This is a genomic window from Bacillus sp. JZ39 (assembly GCF_053903145.1).
Genome location: NZ_CP096389.1, coordinates 1,401,073 through 1,418,549 on the forward strand (window position 1 = coordinate 1,401,073; position 17,477 = coordinate 1,418,549).

Annotated in this window: 19 protein-coding genes and 1 riboswitch; of the genes, 13 read left to right on the top strand and 6 right to left on the bottom strand. The window is 40.6% G+C overall.

Annotated elements, in window-relative coordinates; all coding sequences use genetic code 11:
• Positions 1 to 69 precede the first annotated feature (69 nt).
• On the top strand, positions 70 to 501 hold the full coding sequence (locus M1D65_RS07370) for a hypothetical protein (protein ID WP_003245685.1): 432 nt from the start codon (positions 70 to 72) through the stop codon (positions 499 to 501).
• Between the two features lie 27 nt (positions 502 to 528).
• Here M1D65_RS07370 and kinD read toward each other — a convergent pair whose 3' ends face one another.
• A complete protein-coding gene (kinD, locus tag M1D65_RS07375; protein ID WP_015252216.1) occupies positions 529 to 2,049 on the bottom strand; it encodes a sporulation kinase KinD in 1,521 nt (506 codons plus the stop codon).
• Between the two features lie 192 nt (positions 2,050 to 2,241).
• Between kinD and mhqR the strand changes: the two genes are divergently transcribed.
• A complete protein-coding gene (gene mhqR / locus M1D65_RS07380) occupies positions 2,242 to 2,679 on the top strand; it encodes a MarR family transcriptional regulator MhqR (RefSeq protein WP_003232475.1) in 438 nt (145 codons plus the stop codon).
• A gap of 39 nt (positions 2,680 to 2,718) precedes the next feature.
• Here the strand turns inward: mhqR and motB are convergent, their stop codons facing one another.
• The 3 genes from motB to clpE form a co-directional block, all read right to left on the bottom strand.
• A complete protein-coding gene (motB, locus tag M1D65_RS07385) occupies positions 2,719 to 3,504 on the bottom strand; it encodes a flagellar motor protein MotB (protein WP_003232473.1) in 786 nt (261 codons plus the stop codon).
• The gene (gene motA, locus M1D65_RS07390; RefSeq protein ID WP_003244739.1) at positions 3,476 to 4,288 is read right to left on the bottom strand and encodes a flagellar motor stator protein MotA; all 813 of its coding nucleotides are present in this window, start codon (positions 4,286 to 4,288) and stop codon (positions 3,476 to 3,478) included. The genes motB and motA overlap by 29 nt, the downstream gene beginning before the upstream one ends.
• Positions 4,289 to 4,669: 381 nt before the next feature.
• The gene (gene clpE / locus M1D65_RS07395) at positions 4,670 to 6,769 is read right to left on the bottom strand and encodes an ATP-dependent protease ATP-binding subunit ClpE (protein WP_172861659.1); all 2,100 of its coding nucleotides are present in this window, start codon (positions 6,767 to 6,769) and stop codon (positions 4,670 to 4,672) included.
• Between the two features lie 371 nt (positions 6,770 to 7,140).
• On the opposite strand from clpE, the gene M1D65_RS07400 reads away from it, so the two are divergent.
• The 5 genes from M1D65_RS07400 (at position 7,141) to queF (ending at position 10,837) form a co-directional block, all read left to right on the top strand.
• Complete coding sequence (locus M1D65_RS07400) at positions 7,141 to 8,184, top strand: YkvI family membrane protein (RefSeq protein ID WP_076457776.1); 1,044 nt, start codon at positions 7,141 to 7,143, stop codon at positions 8,182 to 8,184.
• Positions 8,185 to 8,322: 138 nt separating this feature from the next.
• A riboswitch (PreQ1 riboswitch) is annotated at positions 8,323 to 8,367 on the top strand.
• Positions 8,368 to 8,496: 129 nt separating this feature from the next.
• On the top strand, positions 8,497 to 9,156 hold the full coding sequence (gene queC, locus M1D65_RS07405) for a 7-cyano-7-deazaguanine synthase QueC (protein ID WP_032725593.1): 660 nt from the start codon (positions 8,497 to 8,499) through the stop codon (positions 9,154 to 9,156).
• Positions 9,149 to 9,598 (top strand): 6-carboxytetrahydropterin synthase QueD, encoded by a 450-nt coding sequence (gene queD, locus M1D65_RS07410; RefSeq protein ID WP_003232462.1) that lies wholly within the window; start codon positions 9,149 to 9,151, stop codon positions 9,596 to 9,598. The genes queC and queD overlap by 8 nt, the downstream gene beginning before the upstream one ends.
• Positions 9,591 to 10,322, top strand: coding sequence for a 7-carboxy-7-deazaguanine synthase QueE (gene queE / locus M1D65_RS07415; RefSeq protein ID WP_003232460.1), 732 nt, complete (start codon positions 9,591 to 9,593; stop codon positions 10,320 to 10,322). The genes queD and queE overlap by 8 nt, the downstream gene beginning before the upstream one ends.
• A 17-nt stretch (positions 10,323 to 10,339) precedes the next feature.
• Complete coding sequence (queF, locus tag M1D65_RS07420; RefSeq protein WP_003218613.1) at positions 10,340 to 10,837, top strand: preQ(1) synthase; 498 nt, start codon at positions 10,340 to 10,342, stop codon at positions 10,835 to 10,837.
• A gap of 567 nt (positions 10,838 to 11,404) precedes the next feature.
• Here the strand turns inward: queF and M1D65_RS07425 are convergent.
• A complete protein-coding gene (locus M1D65_RS07425) occupies positions 11,405 to 11,764 on the bottom strand; it encodes a winged helix-turn-helix transcriptional regulator (RefSeq protein ID WP_161621542.1) in 360 nt (119 codons plus the stop codon).
• 168 nt (positions 11,765 to 11,932) lie between these two features.
• On the opposite strand from M1D65_RS07425, the gene M1D65_RS07430 reads away from it, so the two are divergent.
• The 5 genes from M1D65_RS07430 to M1D65_RS07450 all read left to right on the top strand — a co-directional run bounded on the left by M1D65_RS07430 (position 11,933) and on the right by M1D65_RS07450 (position 16,606).
• Positions 11,933 to 12,679: an SDR family NAD(P)-dependent oxidoreductase gene (locus M1D65_RS07430; protein ID WP_003245309.1), complete on the top strand. Its 747-nt coding sequence runs from the start codon at positions 11,933 to 11,935 to the stop codon at positions 12,677 to 12,679.
• A gap of 481 nt (positions 12,680 to 13,160) precedes the next feature.
• Positions 13,161 to 14,360 (top strand): spore protein YkvP, encoded by a 1,200-nt coding sequence (ykvP, locus tag M1D65_RS07435; RefSeq protein ID WP_029317720.1) that lies wholly within the window; start codon positions 13,161 to 13,163, stop codon positions 14,358 to 14,360.
• Positions 14,361 to 14,375: 15 nt separating this feature from the next.
• Entirely contained in the window at positions 14,376 to 14,603 is a 228-nt protein-coding gene (locus tag M1D65_RS07440; RefSeq protein ID WP_017695061.1) for a LysM peptidoglycan-binding domain-containing protein, read from the top strand.
• Positions 14,604 to 14,699: 96 nt separating this feature from the next.
• Positions 14,700 to 15,635 carry a glycosyl hydrolase family 18 protein gene (locus M1D65_RS07445; protein ID WP_064671321.1) on the top strand — a complete coding sequence of 312 codons (936 nt, stop codon included), beginning with the start codon at positions 14,700 to 14,702 and terminating at the stop codon, positions 15,633 to 15,635.
• A gap of 680 nt (positions 15,636 to 16,315) precedes the next feature.
• The gene (locus M1D65_RS07450; RefSeq protein WP_003245399.1) at positions 16,316 to 16,606 is read left to right on the top strand and encodes a YkvR family protein; all 291 of its coding nucleotides are present in this window, start codon (positions 16,316 to 16,318) and stop codon (positions 16,604 to 16,606) included.
• A 119-nt stretch (positions 16,607 to 16,725) separates the two neighbouring features.
• On the opposite strand, the gene M1D65_RS07455 is transcribed toward M1D65_RS07450, so the two are convergent.
• Entirely contained in the window at positions 16,726 to 16,911 is a 186-nt protein-coding gene (locus M1D65_RS07455; protein ID WP_003232446.1) for a YkvS family protein, read from the bottom strand.
• A 165-nt stretch (positions 16,912 to 17,076) separates the two neighbouring features.
• Between M1D65_RS07455 and M1D65_RS07460 the strand changes: the two genes are divergently transcribed.
• Positions 17,077 to 17,271 (top strand): hypothetical protein, encoded by a 195-nt coding sequence (locus M1D65_RS07460; protein WP_003218622.1) that lies wholly within the window; start codon positions 17,077 to 17,079, stop codon positions 17,269 to 17,271.
• Positions 17,272 to 17,477 lie beyond the last annotated feature (206 nt).

The window sequence follows — 17,477 nt, forward strand, 5'->3', positions numbered from 1 at the left end:
TATATAAAGAGAGAGCTTTTCGGAAGCGCTCTTTTTTTCTGGAAAAAATTCATATGAAAGAGGGAACTAATGAAGGAACTGGCGATTCTCATTACCGAAATGGTCAATCAATTTCATGATGCTTTTATTTCCTTATGCGGAATATTTGGCATTCATTTAACTGACAAAGAAATGCATTTTTGGGTGATCGGCATTTTTGGCATATTCTTTTTCGGCGTCACTCACGCTGTGTTTACATGGCTTTCTAAATGGAGTATGACAGCCTTGTCCTTTATCTATACTGTTACAGTCATCATTGTCATCGTATTTGCGATTGAGATTCAGCAAAAGGTGACGGGTAGAGGGAATATGGAGTTTTTAGATGCCACGGAAGGTATAAAGGGTTTTTTAGTATTTTTTATGTTTTTTTTGCTTTTGAAAATGCTGTTGCGTTTCATCAAAATCCTTTTTTCTGGAAGACCAGCAAGCAAATCGAATGGCAATGCCCGATCACGAAGATAAAAAACCCTCCTGACATGGTCAGGGGGGCTATGATGCGGATACGGGGAGGGTGATCGTCACCTCTGTGCCTCTTCGAACTTCACTTTCAATATGAATAGAGCCTCCGTACATCAGCACAATCCGTTTACAAACAACAAGGCCGAGACCGGTTCCTTTTTCTTTAGAAGTAACAAAGGGGAGGAAGATGTGATCCAGCATTTCCTGAGAAATCCCTTCGCCGTTATCCACAACTTTGATTATGGCTTTTTTATCTAAAGCTCCTAGGGAGATCGTCAGTTTGCCTCCTTCAGGCATTGACTCGAGGCCATTTTTTGCTACATTTAAAATCACTTGTTTAATATGATCTTTTGTACATTTTACGAGTAAGGGCTGCTCGGTTAAATACTGTAATTCGACTTCAACATTGTATAGATTGCCCTCAGAATAAATGATCGGCATAATTTCTCCGATAATGTCCTGAAGTGAGTTCAGCTCCCATTTTTCAGCTGTCGGCTTGCCGAGAACGAGAAACTCACTCACTATTTGATTGATGCGCTTGATCTCCTGTTCGATAATGGAGAAGTAAAGCTGATCTTCCTCACCTTTATATTTCTTTTGCAACAGCTGAATAAAGCCGCTTATCCCGGTGAGGGGGTTACGGATTTCATGGGCTGTGCTGGCAGCAAGCGTCCCGATCAGCTCTAATTTTTGCGCCTCGTTTTCTGAGCGCTCCAGCTGGGTCTGCCGCTTCAGCAAATAATACAGCACGAGAATAAAAAGGATATTCAGCAGAACAATAATACATGAAAGCGGAAGCACAAGGCTTTTCGACAGTTCTTCTATTGTGACCGGGTTCGGATAGACTTTCATATTCCAGCTGATATCATCCAGATATCCGCTGACAGGTTTCTGATCCTCTGCATGAGAGGCTTGTCCGCTCGCAAAAATCATTTTCCCGTCTTGGTTCACAACTTCAATATAAACATCAGGGCTCAGCAAGTTAATGAGATTTTTCAAATAATCAATTTGAATAGCTGCGACAAGATAATCTGTCACATTTCGTTTTGAGTCCAAAACAGGCACACAAATTGTGAAAATTGGCTGACCAGTAATTCTGCTCGAATAACTATCTGAAATGACTGTCTTTTTAGTTTCCTTTGCTTTTGTAAAAAAAGATCTGTCGGCCAGGTTTACTTTCGTTTTTAATTCGGTTGTGCTTGCGGTGACGTCTCCTTTGGCATTGAGAAAATAGAGACCGGAAAATCTCGGCTCTGAATCAAAGGTCTTTTCCAAAATTGACTGCATTTTCTTTATATCAACCGGTCTGTCGATGGCGATGGACAAGGAGGTCATTCTCGCCATTGTTTCTCCGATTAAATAATTGATTTTGTTGCGGTGAAGGTTTAGCAGGACACTTGCTTCTTGTTTATGTTCTGCAGCTATTGTATCTTTTTCTTTTTCATATACGAAAAAGCTGATGACGATTGCCGGAATCACGACCAGTATGATATAAAGTTTGACTCTCCCGCAGGCGCCTTTTAGTATTTTCAATTTGCATCGCTCCAACATACACCTGATTAGAGGTATTATATCATTGTTTCTTCTTCTTTAATAAGAAAAAATAACCAAAAAAATTAGAAAAAGGTGTTGGCATGCTTACATTTTAAAAAAGAAGAGAAATATTGGAAAGATTTTTATTGACATTTTGGTCTTTGTTTATTAATGTTTCTCTGTAACGGTTTCTAAAAGGATGATTGAGACATGACAGAAAAATCACTGAAGTTATTTATCGTGCTGTCGCGCGCGTATCGGTCTATTAACGATCATATGAATAAGCATATTCATAAGCATGGGCTGAATCCGACTGAATTTGCTGTGCTAGAGCTTTTGTACCATAAAGGTGATCAGCCGCTGCAGCAGATAGGAGATAAAATTCTCTTGGCTAGCGGGAGCATCACATACGTTGTAGATAAGCTGGAGCAAAAAGAACTTCTCATTCGGAAAGCGTCTCCTACAGACAGACGAGTGACATTTGCGCAAATTACTGAAAAAGGCATCGGTCTTTTGAACGATATTTTCCCTGATCACGCTGCTGAAATTGATGAAATGATCAGCGTATTAAGCGAAGAAGAGGTAGAGATGTGCACCGAAATGTTAAAAAGAGTAGGATTAAACGCAAAACAGTTTCATAATAAGTAAAAAAAGGAAGCCTGATATGTCACAAGGCTTCCTTTTTTGCTATTTTTCATTTGTTTCCGCTGCGCCTCTTGGCAAAATGAGAACTTCAACCCGCCGGTTTTTGCTTCGGCCTTCCGCAGTTTTATTGGAAGCCACCGGTTTATACTCGCCATAACCCTTGGCGCTGAACACTTTTGCATCGAGCTTGGGGTTTTCAATCAGGAGCCCCATAAAGTTTACCGCTCTCATGACGCTTAAATGCCAGTTTGATTGGAATTCAGAATTTTTAATTGGCATATTATCAGTATGTCCGCTGATAATGATATTTCTTGGCGGGTTAATCACAAGAAGATTTGAAATCTCTTTTGCAAGCGGCACATCTTCCTTACGGATGGTCGCTTTTCCAGAATCAAAGAAGATGCTGTCTTTAATCGTAATCAGAAGGCCTTCACTAGTCATCTTCGTCTCCAGCTGATGTTCCAGCTTTTTATCTTTGATGAACTTTTCCACCTGGCTCTTCACATTTTCAAGTTCTTCTTGATCAGCTGCTTTTTCTTTTTCTTTCTTGTTTTTCTCTTTCTCTTCTTTTTCCTTTTTCACTTCATCGATGCCGTCTGACTCGTTTTCAGGAGGAGTGACACTGGAGTAGTCCAGTACACCGGTTCCGCCTGTAAAAACTTCATTAAATGATTTTGAGAGCATTTGAAACTTAGCTGCGTCAATCGAGCTGCTCGCGTACAGCACAATAAACAATGCCAGGAGAAGAGTAAGGATGTCGGCGTAAGGAACGAGCCATGATTCATCAACGTGCTCGTCCTCATGCTTCTTCTTCTTTTTTCTCGCCATTTTGCGCCTCTCCTTGTTCTGCAAATTTCAAGCGGTCCTTCGCAGGAAGATACATTAAAAGCTTTTGTTCGATGACTTTCGGTGCTTGTCCTTCTAAAACGGATAAAACACCTTCAATCATGACCTCACGCAGTTTTACTTCCTGTTTTGATTTTCGTTTTAATTTATTTGCGAAAGGATGCCATAACACATACCCTGTAAAGATACCGAGAAGTGTGGCAACAAAGGCAGCACTGATGGCGTGTCCAAGCTCATCTGTGTTATCCATATGAGAGAGAGCGGCAATCAGCCCGATTACAGCGCCGAGTACTCCAAGTGTCGGAGCGTACGTTCCTGCTTGTGTAAAAATAGCGGCTCCTGCTTGGTGCCTGTCCTCCATTGCTTCGACTTCCTCTGTCATAATATCTCTTATAAATTCCGCGCTTTGCCCGTCAACAGCCATGCTGAGCCCGTTTTTCAAGAAAGCATCATCTACATCCTCAATGCTTGCTTCTAAAGCAAGCAGACCTTCGCGGCGTGCAAGCTGAGCCCATTCAGAGAACATAGGAATGAGTTCCTCTATTGTGAGCTGTTTATTTTCCTTAAATAACACTCGAAACAGCGTAGGCACTTTTTTAATTTCTTTTGTTGGGAACGCAATAACGACTGCTGAGATTGTCCCGGCGATAATAATTAAAATGGCAGCGGGGTTTGCAAGGGCGCTGAAACTGACGCCTTTCAGAACCATCCCGACGCTCAATGCCACAAAAGCAAGAATAATACCGATTAACGAAGTTTTATCCATAGTTTTCACCAAATCCTTTTTTACTAGCTTGTCTATGGTTAATATCGGTTTTGGTGCCCGGAACTTTAGGGACATTGTGAATTTGTTCATGAAATATTCAAGGAAGAGGCATAGAAGGGAGAAATAAACAAAAACGGGCTCTCCAATTGAAAAGCCCGAGGGTCTACTGAAATTAGCAGCTTGCTTGCAAGCTGTCCTTCAGATGGTATTCATATAATAGTAGAAATACATATTCACTGTATATAAACATGTTCCATCCCTCCTTAAAAAAAGTGTAAAGGATGAAGGGAAGTAGCGCTTCAGGAGAAGGGACGGTAATTTCTAAGTCAAGAGTATGAAAGTATAAAAAAAAGCGGCTTCCTAAAAGGAAACCGCTGATTGTTATTTCGCTCGCACTTTGATTTTATCATCTTCTAAAATCACGTGAAAACTTGTGATCTCGCCATTATCAAGCAGCAGATCGGTCATTTCATCCTCAACCCATTCTTGGATGGTTCTTCTAAGCGGACGTGCACCGAATGAAGGGTGGTAGCCCAGCTCAGCGATTTTTTCTTTCGCTTCATCTGTCACATTCAAGCTAATGCCCCGTTCAGCCAATGTTTCTTCAAGTTCTCCAAGAAGAAGGCTGACGATTTTGACAAGATGTTCTTTTTCCAATGAGCGGAACTCAATAATGCTGTCAAAACGGTTGAGGAACTCAGGTTTAAAGAACATGCTCAGTGAATCAATCAATGTTTGTTCTTCGATGACACTGTCATCTGATTGGAAACCGACTTTCGTTTGTTTCTCACCAGCACCCGCATTACTTGTCATGATGATCACTGTGTCTTTGAAGCTTACAGTTCTGCCTTGGCTGTCTGTCAGACGGCCATCTTCCATAATTTGCAGGAACATATGCTGAACGTCTGGGTGTGCTTTTTCAATCTCATCCAGCAACACAATGCTGTAAGGATTGCGGCGCACTTTCTCAGTTAATTGTCCAGCTTCCTCATGGCCGACATATCCAGGCGGTGAACCGATAATTTTAGATACGGCGTGTTTCTCCATGTATTCGCTCATATCGAGTCGGATAATAGCGTCTTTTGTGCCGAATAATTCATCTGCCAGTGTTTTAGAAAGCTCTGTTTTCCCAACGCCGGTAGGACCGACGAAGAGGAAGGAGCCGACTGGTCTGTTTTTGGATTTTAAACCGGCGCGGCTTCGTCTTACCGCCTTTGCCACTTTTTGAACAGCGGCTTCTTGTCCAATCACGCGTTCATGAAGTTTTGCTTCAAGCTCTTTCATTTTCGTTTGTTCGTCTGCCTGCAGTTTGCCGACAGGGATGCCTGTTTTTTGTTCAACAATTTCCTGAATGTGCTCAGCTTCCACAGTGACAGCGGTATGAGCGGAGGAGCTGTTCAGTTTTTTCTCCAATGCGAGTTCTTCATCACGGAGTTTTGCCGCCAGTTCGTAATTTTCTTCTTCTAGGGCTTTTGTTTTTTCGGCTTCAATTGCAGTTAAGCGTTCAGCGGCATCCTCATCATTCAGTTCATCAATTAACAGGTTGGCTTTTGAACCTGCTTCATCTAATAAATCAATTGCTTTATCCGGCAGGTGTCTGTCCTGAATGTAGCGGGATGATAAAGTGACACACGCTTTGATTGCTTCATCACTGAATGTTACGCCATGGTACGCCTCGTATTTGTCTTTAATCCCTTGCAGAATGAGGATAGCCTGTTCAATTGAAGGCTCCTGCACCATGACAGGCTGAAAACGTCTTTCCAGCGCGGCATCTTTTTCGATTTGACGATATTCTTTCAGTGTTGTCGCGCCAATGACTTGCAGTTCGCCTCTGGCTAGGGCCGGTTTGAGAATGTTGCCGGCGTCCATTGATCCTTCTGCAGAGCCTGCGCCGACGAGAAGGTGAATTTCATCAATGAACAGAATGACATTTTTTCGTTCCTTCAGCTCAGTGATCAGCTGTTTCATTCTCTCCTCAAATTGGCCTCTGATCCCTGTGTTTGCAACAAGGGATGCAACATCAAGCAAATATAGCTCTTTGTTTTTCAGTTTGTTTGGAACATCGCCTTCAGCAATTTTTAAAGCGAGTCCTTCAGCGATGGCAGTTTTCCCCACACCCGGCTCACCAATAAGAACCGGATTGTTTTTGTTGCGGCGGTTTAGAATTTCGATCACTCGCGCCACTTCATCATCACGGCCGATGACGGGATCAATGAGACCGGCTTTAGCACCGTTTGTAATATTTTGAGCCAGCTCATCAAGCAACCCTTTTTTTCCGCTTTGTTTTGCTGCGCTGTGTTCTTTCGGCTGGAATGCCTGTTCAAACGGAAATCCGAAAGATTGAGGACCCATACTCATTGAAGGTTTACGGGTCAGTTCGTTATAGCAAGTTTCACAAAGAACCATCTGTTTATGAACGGAATTTATTTGCATGTTAAGGCGAATCGTCGCCTCGTTTTGATGACAATGTTGACAACGCATTTGCCAAAACCTCCTTAATAATTTGATCTTCTTTGACCAATGAAAGTGAATAAAAAGGTCTATTTAATTTGAATTTGACCTTCTTTGACTATTAGTATACGGCAAACTTAACGGCATTCAAACCAATATGCTCAAAGTAGACTGAACATTTGACCATCTTTGACCAATTGATTTTTAAAAAAGGCCGGTTTGTTTGACCAACTTTGATTAACAGTATACTCTGACTATCTTTGACTTTCAAGTCTTATGCACAAAAAATTTTTGATTTGTTACAAAGTAAAACATGTTTTCTTCGTCTTTTCAAGGAACTTGTCTCATAGGTTATAAAAAGGCATATATGGACAAAACTGCGGTTCGTTCGGAGGGAAGAAATGGAACAATCAAAAGGGTCTGCAAGTCAGCTTGCTTTTGTGTATGTCGGCACAGTAGTCGGAGCTGGATTTGCGACTGGCAGAGAAATTGTTGAGTTTTTTCTGAAGTTCGGCTGGTTCGGTTTATTCGGCATTCTCGTCAGCGGCGGAATGTTTACGTTTCTGGGCGCCAAGCTGATGATCATTTCAAAGCGAATCAATGCCAAGTCATATCAAGAAATGAACATCTTTTTGTTCGGGGCGGCGGCTGGGCGGATTATCAATGTATTTATGCTGTTTGTTCTCCTCGGAGTTACATCTGTCATGCTTTCAGGAGCAGGGGCGCTTTTTGAGGAACAATTGGGGATGTCCGCTCAGATTGGGATGCTTATTACAATCGGTCTGAGCTTAATTGTGATGACTAGAGGAGTAAAAGGCATTTTCGGTGTCAATGTGTTTGTTGTTCCCCTTTTAATCCTCTTTTCAATGATTGTAGTGGCCGACTCTTTTATATTCAGCGAATCACGAAACGCAGCTCAGTGGGTCTGGCCGCATCGCTGGGATTGGCTGTTATCAGCTGTTTCTTACGGGGCTTTGAATTTATCGCTTGCCCAAGCAGTTTTGGTTCCGCTGGCGAATGAAATGTCCTCGGAGAAAGTGATCAAAAAAGGCGCTTTAATCGGAGGGACGATGCTGACGATTGTGCTGTCCGCGAGTTTTCTGTCTTTGTCGACTCTTCCGGATGTATTTTTATATGATATACCGATGGCGCAAGTGGTTTATCTCTTTGCACGTTCTGTCCATTTGATTTATTTACTCATTATTTTCGGAGAAGTGTTCACATCAGTTATCGGTAATCTATATGGATTAGAAAAACAAGTGCAAAGCTTTCTTCCAGTGAAAAGCAAATATATCTTTGCGGCCATTATGATCACGGCTTATATTACGAGCCAAATAGGGTACGGCAGGCTTATTTCAACGATTTATCCCTTGTTTGGCTATGTGAGCCTGGCCTTCATAGGCGCTTTGCTTTGCAAAAAAGCTCCTCGGCGGCGCAGTTTATAAATATATATAATGAAACGAACCGTCACTATAGAGCGGTAATTGATCTAGGAACCGGGGACTGACTTTTTTATTGTCAAGAAAAACATCATTATGGTAAGATAGCAGAAGTGAAAAAATTGAAGAAAATCCGTGCGATATGCGGGAGAGGTTCTAGCTACACCCTCTATAAAAAACTAAGGACGAGCTGTATCCTTGGATACGGCCTTTTTTATGTTTTTCTAGAGCACCTTCCGAAAAAAGGTGTTTTTTTGCGTGAATTAGCTGTAGCGATGTCTCTCGCCGGCGTTTTTATTGCGGAGAAGGAGAGGAATCATGAAAAAAGAAAAAGCAATTGTCGTATTTAGCGGCGGCCAAGACAGCACAACATGCTTACTGTGGGCCTTAAAAGAATTCGAAGAAGTCGAAACGGTGACTTTTCATTATAATCAGCGACATTCGCAGGAAATTGAAGTGGCAAAATCCATTGCGGAAAAGCTTGGTGTGAAAAATCATTTGCTTGATATGTCACTTTTAAATCAGCTTGCACCGAATGCCCTGACTAGAAATGATATTGAGATAGAAGTAAAAGACGGCGAACTGCCATCCACATTCGTTCCAGGCCGCAATTTGGTATTCTTATCCTTTGCGTCTATCCTGGCTTACCAAATTGGCGCGCGCCACATTATTACAGGAGTTTGCGAGACAGACTTCAGCGGTTACCCTGACTGCCGTGACGAATTCGTGAAATCTTGCAATGTAACGGTGAATCTGGCGATGGAGAAGCCGTTTGTGATCCACACGCCTCTCATGTGGCTCAATAAGGCGGAAACGTGGAAGCTTGCAGATGAGCTTGGCGCGCTGGATTTTGTGAAAAACAACACGCTGACATGCTATAACGGCATCATCGCCGACGGCTGCGGCGAATGTCCGGCATGTCACCTTCGTTCAAAAGGTTATGAAGAATATATGATGATGAAAGGAGAGCGTGCATAAATTGTTATCTCAAATTTATCCGCAGGCCCAGCATCCTTATTCGTTTGAACTGAATAAGGACATGCATATCTCAGCCGCTCATTTTATCCCTCGGGAAAGTGCGGGAGCGTGCAGCAGGGTTCACGGACATACGTATACCGTAAATATAACCGTTGCCGGCGACGAACTTGACGATTCAGGCTTTCTTGTCAATTTCAGCGTACTCAAAAAACTGGTGCACGGAAACTATGATCACACGCTATTAAATGATCATGAAGATTTTTCTCAGGACGACCGGTATTCGCTGCCGACAACTGAAGTCGTGGCGAAAACGATTTATGATAACGTACAGGCTTATTTAGACACTTTGGAGAATAAGCCGACCTGTGTACAGGTGTTTGTCCGTGAAACACCGACAAGCTACTGTGTCTACCGTCCGAAAAAGGGTGGTTTGAATGGCTAAAGGAATTCCTGTATTAGAAATTTTCGGCCCGACGATTCAAGGAGAAGGCATGGTGATCGGACAGAAAACGATGTTCGTCCGGACAGCCGGCTGCGATTATTCCTGCAGCTGGTGTGACTCCGCTTTCACTTGGGACGGGTCTGCTAAAAAAGATATTCGCTGGATGACGGCGGAGGAGATTTTTGCGGAGCTTAAGGACATTGGGGGAGACGCGTTTTCTCATGTGACGATCTCAGGCGGTAACCCGGCTCTGTTAAAACAGCTGGATGCTTTTATTGAACTGCTGAAGGAAAATAACATCCGTGCAGCGCTTGAAACTCAAGGGACCGTTTATCAGGATTGGTTTACGCTGATTGATGACCTGACAATTTCTCCAAAACCGCCAAGCTCAAAAATGGTAACGAACTTTCAAAAGCTTGACCACATTTTAACTTCACTTCAAGAGAATGATAGACAGCATGCTGTCAGCTTGAAGGTTGTCATCTTTAATGATGAAGATCTGGAATTTGCCAAAACTGTGCACAAGCGGTATCCGGGAATCCCGTTTTATTTACAAGTCGGAAATGATGACGTGCATACGACAGATGATCAGTCACTGATTGCACATTTGCTTGGAAAATATGAAGCGCTTGTTGATAAGGTAGCTGTCGATGCGGAGCTGAATCTCGTCAGAGTGCTCCCGCAGCTGCACACCCTGTTATGGGGCAACAAACGCGGAGTATAATAGAAAGGAAGATGAACATGACGACAAGAAAAGAATCAGAATTAGAAGGTGTAACATTGCTAGGCAACCAAGGTACAAATTATTTGTTCGAATATGCACCGGACGTGCTGGAATCCTTCCCTAATAAACATGTAAACCGTGACTACTTTGTAAAATTCAATTGTCCGGAATTCACATCTTTATGTCCTAAAACAGGGCAGCCTGACTTTGCGACAATCTACATCAGCTACATTCCTGATGAAAAAATGGTTGAAAGCAAATCATTAAAGCTGTATCTATTCAGCTTCAGAAACCATGGTGACTTCCACGAGGACTGCATGAATATCATCATGAATGACTTGATTGAATTAATGGACCCGCGCTACATCGAAGTATGGGGCAAATTCACGCCAAGAGGCGGAATTTCCATCGATCCATACACAAACTACGGAAAACCTGGCACGAAATATGAGAAAATGGCCGAGTACCGCATGATGAATCATGACTTGTATCCGGAGACGATTGATAATCGTTAATTATTCCGTTGTGTGATACGGAGTGTGAAACGAAGTGGAGTCACAGTAAAATCCGAACATTCAGTGCTAATTTTCAGCGGAATTGTGACCGAGTCACAGCGAATTGTGACCGGAGTGTGACCCGCACTAAGCTCAATAAAAGTGGGAAAAGTCAAACCTGAAAATGGCTCTACTCATGGAAATTTTATTAAAAAGTGTGACCTGAGGTGCAACCTGAACTGTGACTTTTATGCAGTGAAAAATTGATAGTACAGAAGCAGATTAAGGCGTACAATTTGTACGTCTTTTCTTTTTTATCCGAAAGAAAAAATGCCTATCTAGAGATCATAGGCATTAAATATTATTATCAATATCTTCATTATTTTTTGGCTAAGTTTCTGAATCTTCTCTTTAACATTTGAAACAGCTCTTTTTTGAATTTCATCAAAGTTCTCCTGAATATAATCGACACTTCTTATTAGAACTTCACTTTCAAAATTGAATATCTGATTTATTTCTGACTGTTCTTCATCTGTTAGGTGATGGTATTGAAGTTGTTTAGCATTTACTTCAGCAGCTACATCAATCCTAACTTAGTTGTTCTGGTTGTACAATTTCATATTCACCTTCTGCATACTCTTGCTCCGCATAATGGCTTCCCCATTGACAGAGCTCCTGTAAGATAGGTTTAAGAGATTCTCCAAGTTCAGTGGATGAATATTCAACCTTCGGCGGTACTTGATTATACATCTTTCTGCTCACAAGTCCACTGGCTTCAAGCTCTCTAAGTGTTTGAATCAGCATTTTCTGAGTTATATTTGGGATAATGCGGTTTAATTCACTCGTTCTCTTTGGTCCATTCATTAAAAAGTATAATACAAGGCCTTTCCATTTTCCGCCAATAACTTCCTTTGTCACTTCAAACCCACAACTAAATTTTTTTTTCATGTCTAAAGCTCTCCATTCCACATTTATTACTTTTTAGTTACTATATCACAAAAAAGTGGGTACTTCCGATAATGTGCTTACTGAAGGATACTATATCTTGTAAGTTGTTCTTCAAGTACTTAAAGGTACTAGACATAAAATAAAATTAATTCAAAAGGAGTGTTAAGTATGGGTAAATTTGAAGGTAAAATAGCGCTTGTAACGGGTGGAACAAGTGGGATTGGTCTTGCTACAGCACAAAAATTTGTAAACGAAGGTGCATATGTTTATATCACGGGACGTAGACAAAACGAACTTGATAAAGCTGTTAACCAAATTGGCAAGAACGTAACCGGTGTTCAAGGTGATATTTCTAAGCTTGAAGACTTAGACAAACTATATGACATTATAAAGCAGGAAAAAGGTAAGTTGGACATTCTTTTTGCTAATGCAGGCATCGGCAACTTCCTTCCATTAGGTGAAATTACCGAAGAGCAGGTTGATAGAACGTTCGACATTAACGTTAAAGGAACCATCTTTACTGTTCAAAAAGCATTATCACTATTCCCGGACAAAGTAGGTTCTATTATTGTAACGGGCTCTACTGCTGGATCAATTGGCAACCCAGCGTTTAGTGTATATGGAGCATCTAAAGCAGCATTAAGAGCACTAGTTCGCAACTGGATTCTTGACCTAAAAGGTACTGAAATCCGTGTAAATGTGGTTAGTCCAGGAGGTATTCTTACACCTGCCTACGATGAGCTTTTTGGTGATGCACTTGAAGAGGTACTGGAAAATAGCAGAAATACTGTTCCAGCTGGAAAAGTTGGGACACCTGAAGAAGTAGCAAACGCTGTATCTTTCCTTGCTTCAGACGAAAGCAGTTACTTGACGGGTGTTGAATTGTTCGTAGATGGCGGGCTAGCACAGGTATAATTTCACTGCGCAGAGATTACAAATAGTCCCCAAAAAAGGTTAATGGGGATTTACTTGAAGAAGTCGCATAAAAAAGTCGTTTTCCTTAAAGGACAGGGAATTCGACTTTTTTATGTTTGAATTTGATTAACGTTGTAAATTCGCATTTTCCTGGGGCTACCACTAAATGACCTGTAAAAAAGATTACTTTGTGAATAAATGTACTTAAAGTAACGGGGGCTCTTGACTTTTAATAAAAAATAATATCCCTGTCCTTGTATTCTAATACTTTTGAAAATATTTAAAGGAATCCTTATGTCCTGAATAACCACATAGGAAAATATGTTGTAGGTTGCTTTCTTTTTTTGTGGGGCATCCCACACAAGCTATCACGTGATCTCACACCTGAACGTTTTTTTATAGACTAGTACCGCGACAAGTTATATTACATATACATACCAATAAAGTAGACATTAAAAAGTGAAAGAGAGGATGGAAATGTGTGAAAATTCTTTTCCTTGAGAGTCATCCCATGTGGCTCTATGGTTTACCGAATGGGTTTAGGGAAGCAGGACATACCGTAATGATTTCCGGTCCTGTAAGTCGGGAAAATATCACTGAAATGATAGACGAATTTAAACCAGATCTAATAGTATCTATGGGATGGACACCAGAGCATTCAAGGGAAAAGCAGGCCTGGATTCGCAACGCTACTAAAAAGGTGAATATCCCTCTCGTTTATTGGGCAACTGAAGACCCGCTGCACACTCAAAACTTTACTATCCCGTTAATTAAGAAGATGAAACCAGATTTTGTTTTCACGGTTACGCCTTCTCTGTGTAAAACTTATGAAAGCATGGGGATTAAAGCAGCTCACTTAGACTTTGCATTTCACGAAAGTATACATCACCAGATTAAACCATTAGCAAAATACAGTTGTGATATAGCAGTGGTGGCTAATGCTTACCCTAATTTTCTTGAAGAACATCCGGAAGTGTTCCGTTCGTCCTCTTTAAAAACGCTTATTCGTCCTCTTATACGGAAGGGTATTCGCATTGATTTTTGGGGGAGAAACTGGGAAAAAATGAGTAAATATATAGGAAGAGAAATTCCCCCCAATTGGATCCATGGATACCTTGATTATACTGAAGCATATAAAGTTTACAGTTCAGCAAAAGTCGTTATCGGTTTGCAAAACTGTGAAAGCCAACTTACGCAACGCACCTATGAGATTCTTGGTTCCGGGGGGTTTTTATTGACATCGGATACACCAGCAGTTCGAGATAAATTCAAACCTGGCCGCGATCTCATCGTTTCTTCCTCCCCAAAAGAAACTTTGGAAAAGGTTAAATACTATTTGAATCATGATAGCGAGAGAAAAAAGATTCAGATAAACGGTAAAAAGGCTGTAAAGAATGATTCCTATCGGCATAGAGCCGAGAGAATGCTTGAGGTGCTAAAAAGCAGAGGAATTATAAGAAACTTAGGGGAAACCATTCATTATGTAGATGTTCTCAAAGAAAAATACGTGATCCATCATGTTACTCCCGGTGAAACATTATCAATAATTGCCAGGAAGTATAATGTTTCCCTGCAGCAACTCATGGAGCTTAATCATTTCAAATCAGATCAAATATATGCTGGACAAATCATTAAGATTAGAGAGAAACTGTTTAGAAATATTAATAACAAATTATTCTAAAGGAGAGTAATATGAATGAAGGGGAAAATACCTAAAATAAGAAATCAAGCGAATAAAGTAAAAAGAACGCCTCGTTATATGGAATTTCCCGTAACATACGAAGTGTATCATGTGGAATCCGGCGATACATTATGGACGATTGCCAAATCCTTTAAAATTCCGGTACAACAACTTATGAATCTTAATAAGCTTTCTTCAGACAGAATTTATCCTGGACAAATTATAAAGATAAGAGAAAGGTAATCTTTGAGGTTTCGGAAGCGAATCAAATTGAAATGACAATCCTCATTTTTTTATTTGTGGGGAACTTGATATTTTTGGGGATGAAGGGGTTATGAGATGTTTCAAATGAGCTATTTCTATTCTGGATTAGGATGGGATTTTATTCAACACGTTGATCAAACGAACGGAGTATTAAATGTTGTGTCTCCTGATTTTTTCTATATCAGAAAAGATGGATCATTACTTCTCCGTTCAGCTAATCCCGATGTGATTAAAGCTCTTCATAGAAGAAAATTAAAAGTAGTTCCTTTTCTAAGCAATCATTGGGATCAGGATTTGGGACGATTTGCATTAATGAACCGAGTTCTTTTAGCTAAACAAATTTCTCATGCAATAGAAGAACTGGATTTGGACGGAGTTAATATCGATATAGAAAACCTTACAGAAAAAGATCGGAATCTATTTACAGATTTTGTTAGATTGGTAAGGGAAAGTATTCCTAGACATAAAGAAATATCAGTTGCAGTGGCGGCAAATCCTTTTGGTTGGACGAAGGGCTGGCACGGATCATATGATTACGAGTATTTAGCTAAATATGCAGATTATCTTATGGTTATGGCCTATGATGAAAGCCGCCTTGCTGGGCCTACCGCAAGTGTAGGATGGGTGGAAAAGTCCATTCAATATGTTCTGACCCAAAAAATCTCTCCTCAAAAACTAGTTTTAGGATTGCCATTCTATGGCCGCTGCTGGATGGAAGGCCAATCTGCCTCTCAGGCCATTCCCCTTTACCTTGTTGACTCATTAGTAAAAAGGCATAGCGGGACAATTATTTTTGACACCAAGAGTCAATCTCCAAAAGCTATTTTTACTGTCAATCACGATAACAAGGGGCCGTTGCCTTCGGGAACATATACATTATGGTTTGAAAATGAACAGTCACTCAGAGCAAAAATAAAACTCGCTCAAAAATATAATCTGAAAGGTCTTGGCAGCTGGAGTCTTGGACAAGAAGATGTGTCAGTCTGGAATACAGTGTTTAAAAATATATAATGATTTATAGTTCAGAACAAAATTCGAAGATAATTGCAATGAATCTCTAAATGGACATACTGAAAGGAGTTTATTACGAGTGCGGGTAAAACAGTGAGGGCATTCCATAGGCCCTTCTCCCGAAATGTTCTATACGAGGCATTACATTGGGCTTGAAATACACATTCAAACTTATGTTAAGTACGCATTTCAAGTAATTACGGATGTGTTGAATTTATTCTGCTTCCATGATTTAAGTCATACACATGTACCTTAATAGCAGGATTATTGCATTTCATTCAGAATTGTTCAGGATCGATATAGAAGCGCAAACTAGAACTTTAAAAGCATACACTCATATACTTCCTGAATGGATGCTGGTTTATCTAAAAAACATGATGAGAATTGATTGACCGCTCTCATTAAAGGATGGGGAAATTCAAGGCGCCAAGGTACGCAGAAATGAGGGGGTTTTTACATAAAAAAGACGAGCGAATCCGGGGGGAATTCCACTCGCCGCTTTCTAATGAAAAGACGGGATGCTGGATGGCAGCTCGTCTGTTTTATTATAATTTAACGAACGTATGTTTGTAAAGGTGTCTTTTCGAATGAATTGGTTCATATAACCGTTAAGAACAGATTCATTGTAAACATTCGCTAAGGTATGCTAAGATGCATGGACTATAAAGGAGTGATATAAAGTGAAGACATTGCGGTTAAACAATGTAACGTTAGAAATGGCTGCATATCAAGAGGAGAGCGAGCCGAAGCGAAAAATTGCATTTACCTTAAACGTTACGAGTGAGACTTACCATGATATCGCTGTCCTGTTGTATGAAAAAACGTTTAATGTCGAGGTTCCGGAACGCGATCTTGCCTTCCGGGGGGAAATGACAAATTATTCAACATCATTGACCAACCTGTACGAACCAGGGGCCGTCAGCGAGTTCTATATAGAAATAACGGAAATAGACAAAAACGCCGATTCATGATCGGTGTTTTTTATGTAAAAAAGCTGCCGGCCGGCAGCTTTTGAGAAAGCGAATTTCATATGTAAGGTGTTAAATTGTCCGTCTTGCAGTTTTTGAATAAATGTGGAAATAAGGAGGTTTTAATAGGAGTCTCTGATGATCTTATAATTTTTATGATTAACAACTGTCAATGAATCTAACTCAAGATCCCGATAGTTATCCATGATCGTCACATCAACGATAACAGAATTCTCATTTACTTTTTCAACAACACCGGTTAATCCGTTTTTAAATTCAATGACATTCCCAACCTTAGCGATTTTCACAAGCTTCCTCTCCTTTAAACATAATAATGCCTTTTGAAAGTATTTTGCAGTATTTTCATTGAGAAGTAAAGCGATAAGGAGTTTTATCTCCCTTATGAATTGTTCTGTCGCTATAAAGATGATATATTGATTTTCGTCGATAGAAAGAAAAGGGGGGAATTTTTGTTGCGTCCCGAAGAAATAACAGAAATGATTGAACAGCTGCGCACCGGCGCCATAAACGAACTGAGAGTCCAGAAAGAGCATTTTCTTGATTTCAGGGCCGTGTTATCTAAACAAGATGATTTTAAACATTTCCGAGGAATTGCCCAGCAAGGCGGAGATGTTATCTTTCAATACTTAGAACAGCCAAGAAGCTGAAGGTTTCTCATACGTGAGAAGCCTTTTTATCATATATGACAGAATACAAGCCTTTTATTACAGCTGTCTGTAACAGGCGTAAATAAAATGTAAAGTGTCAAAGATGGATAAACATGTTTTAATTTGACAATATTTATAGAATTTCAGACTGTTTTTTTGCCATTAAGCAGTGAGTCATCCTCTTTATTCCATCCTGATACCTCCTT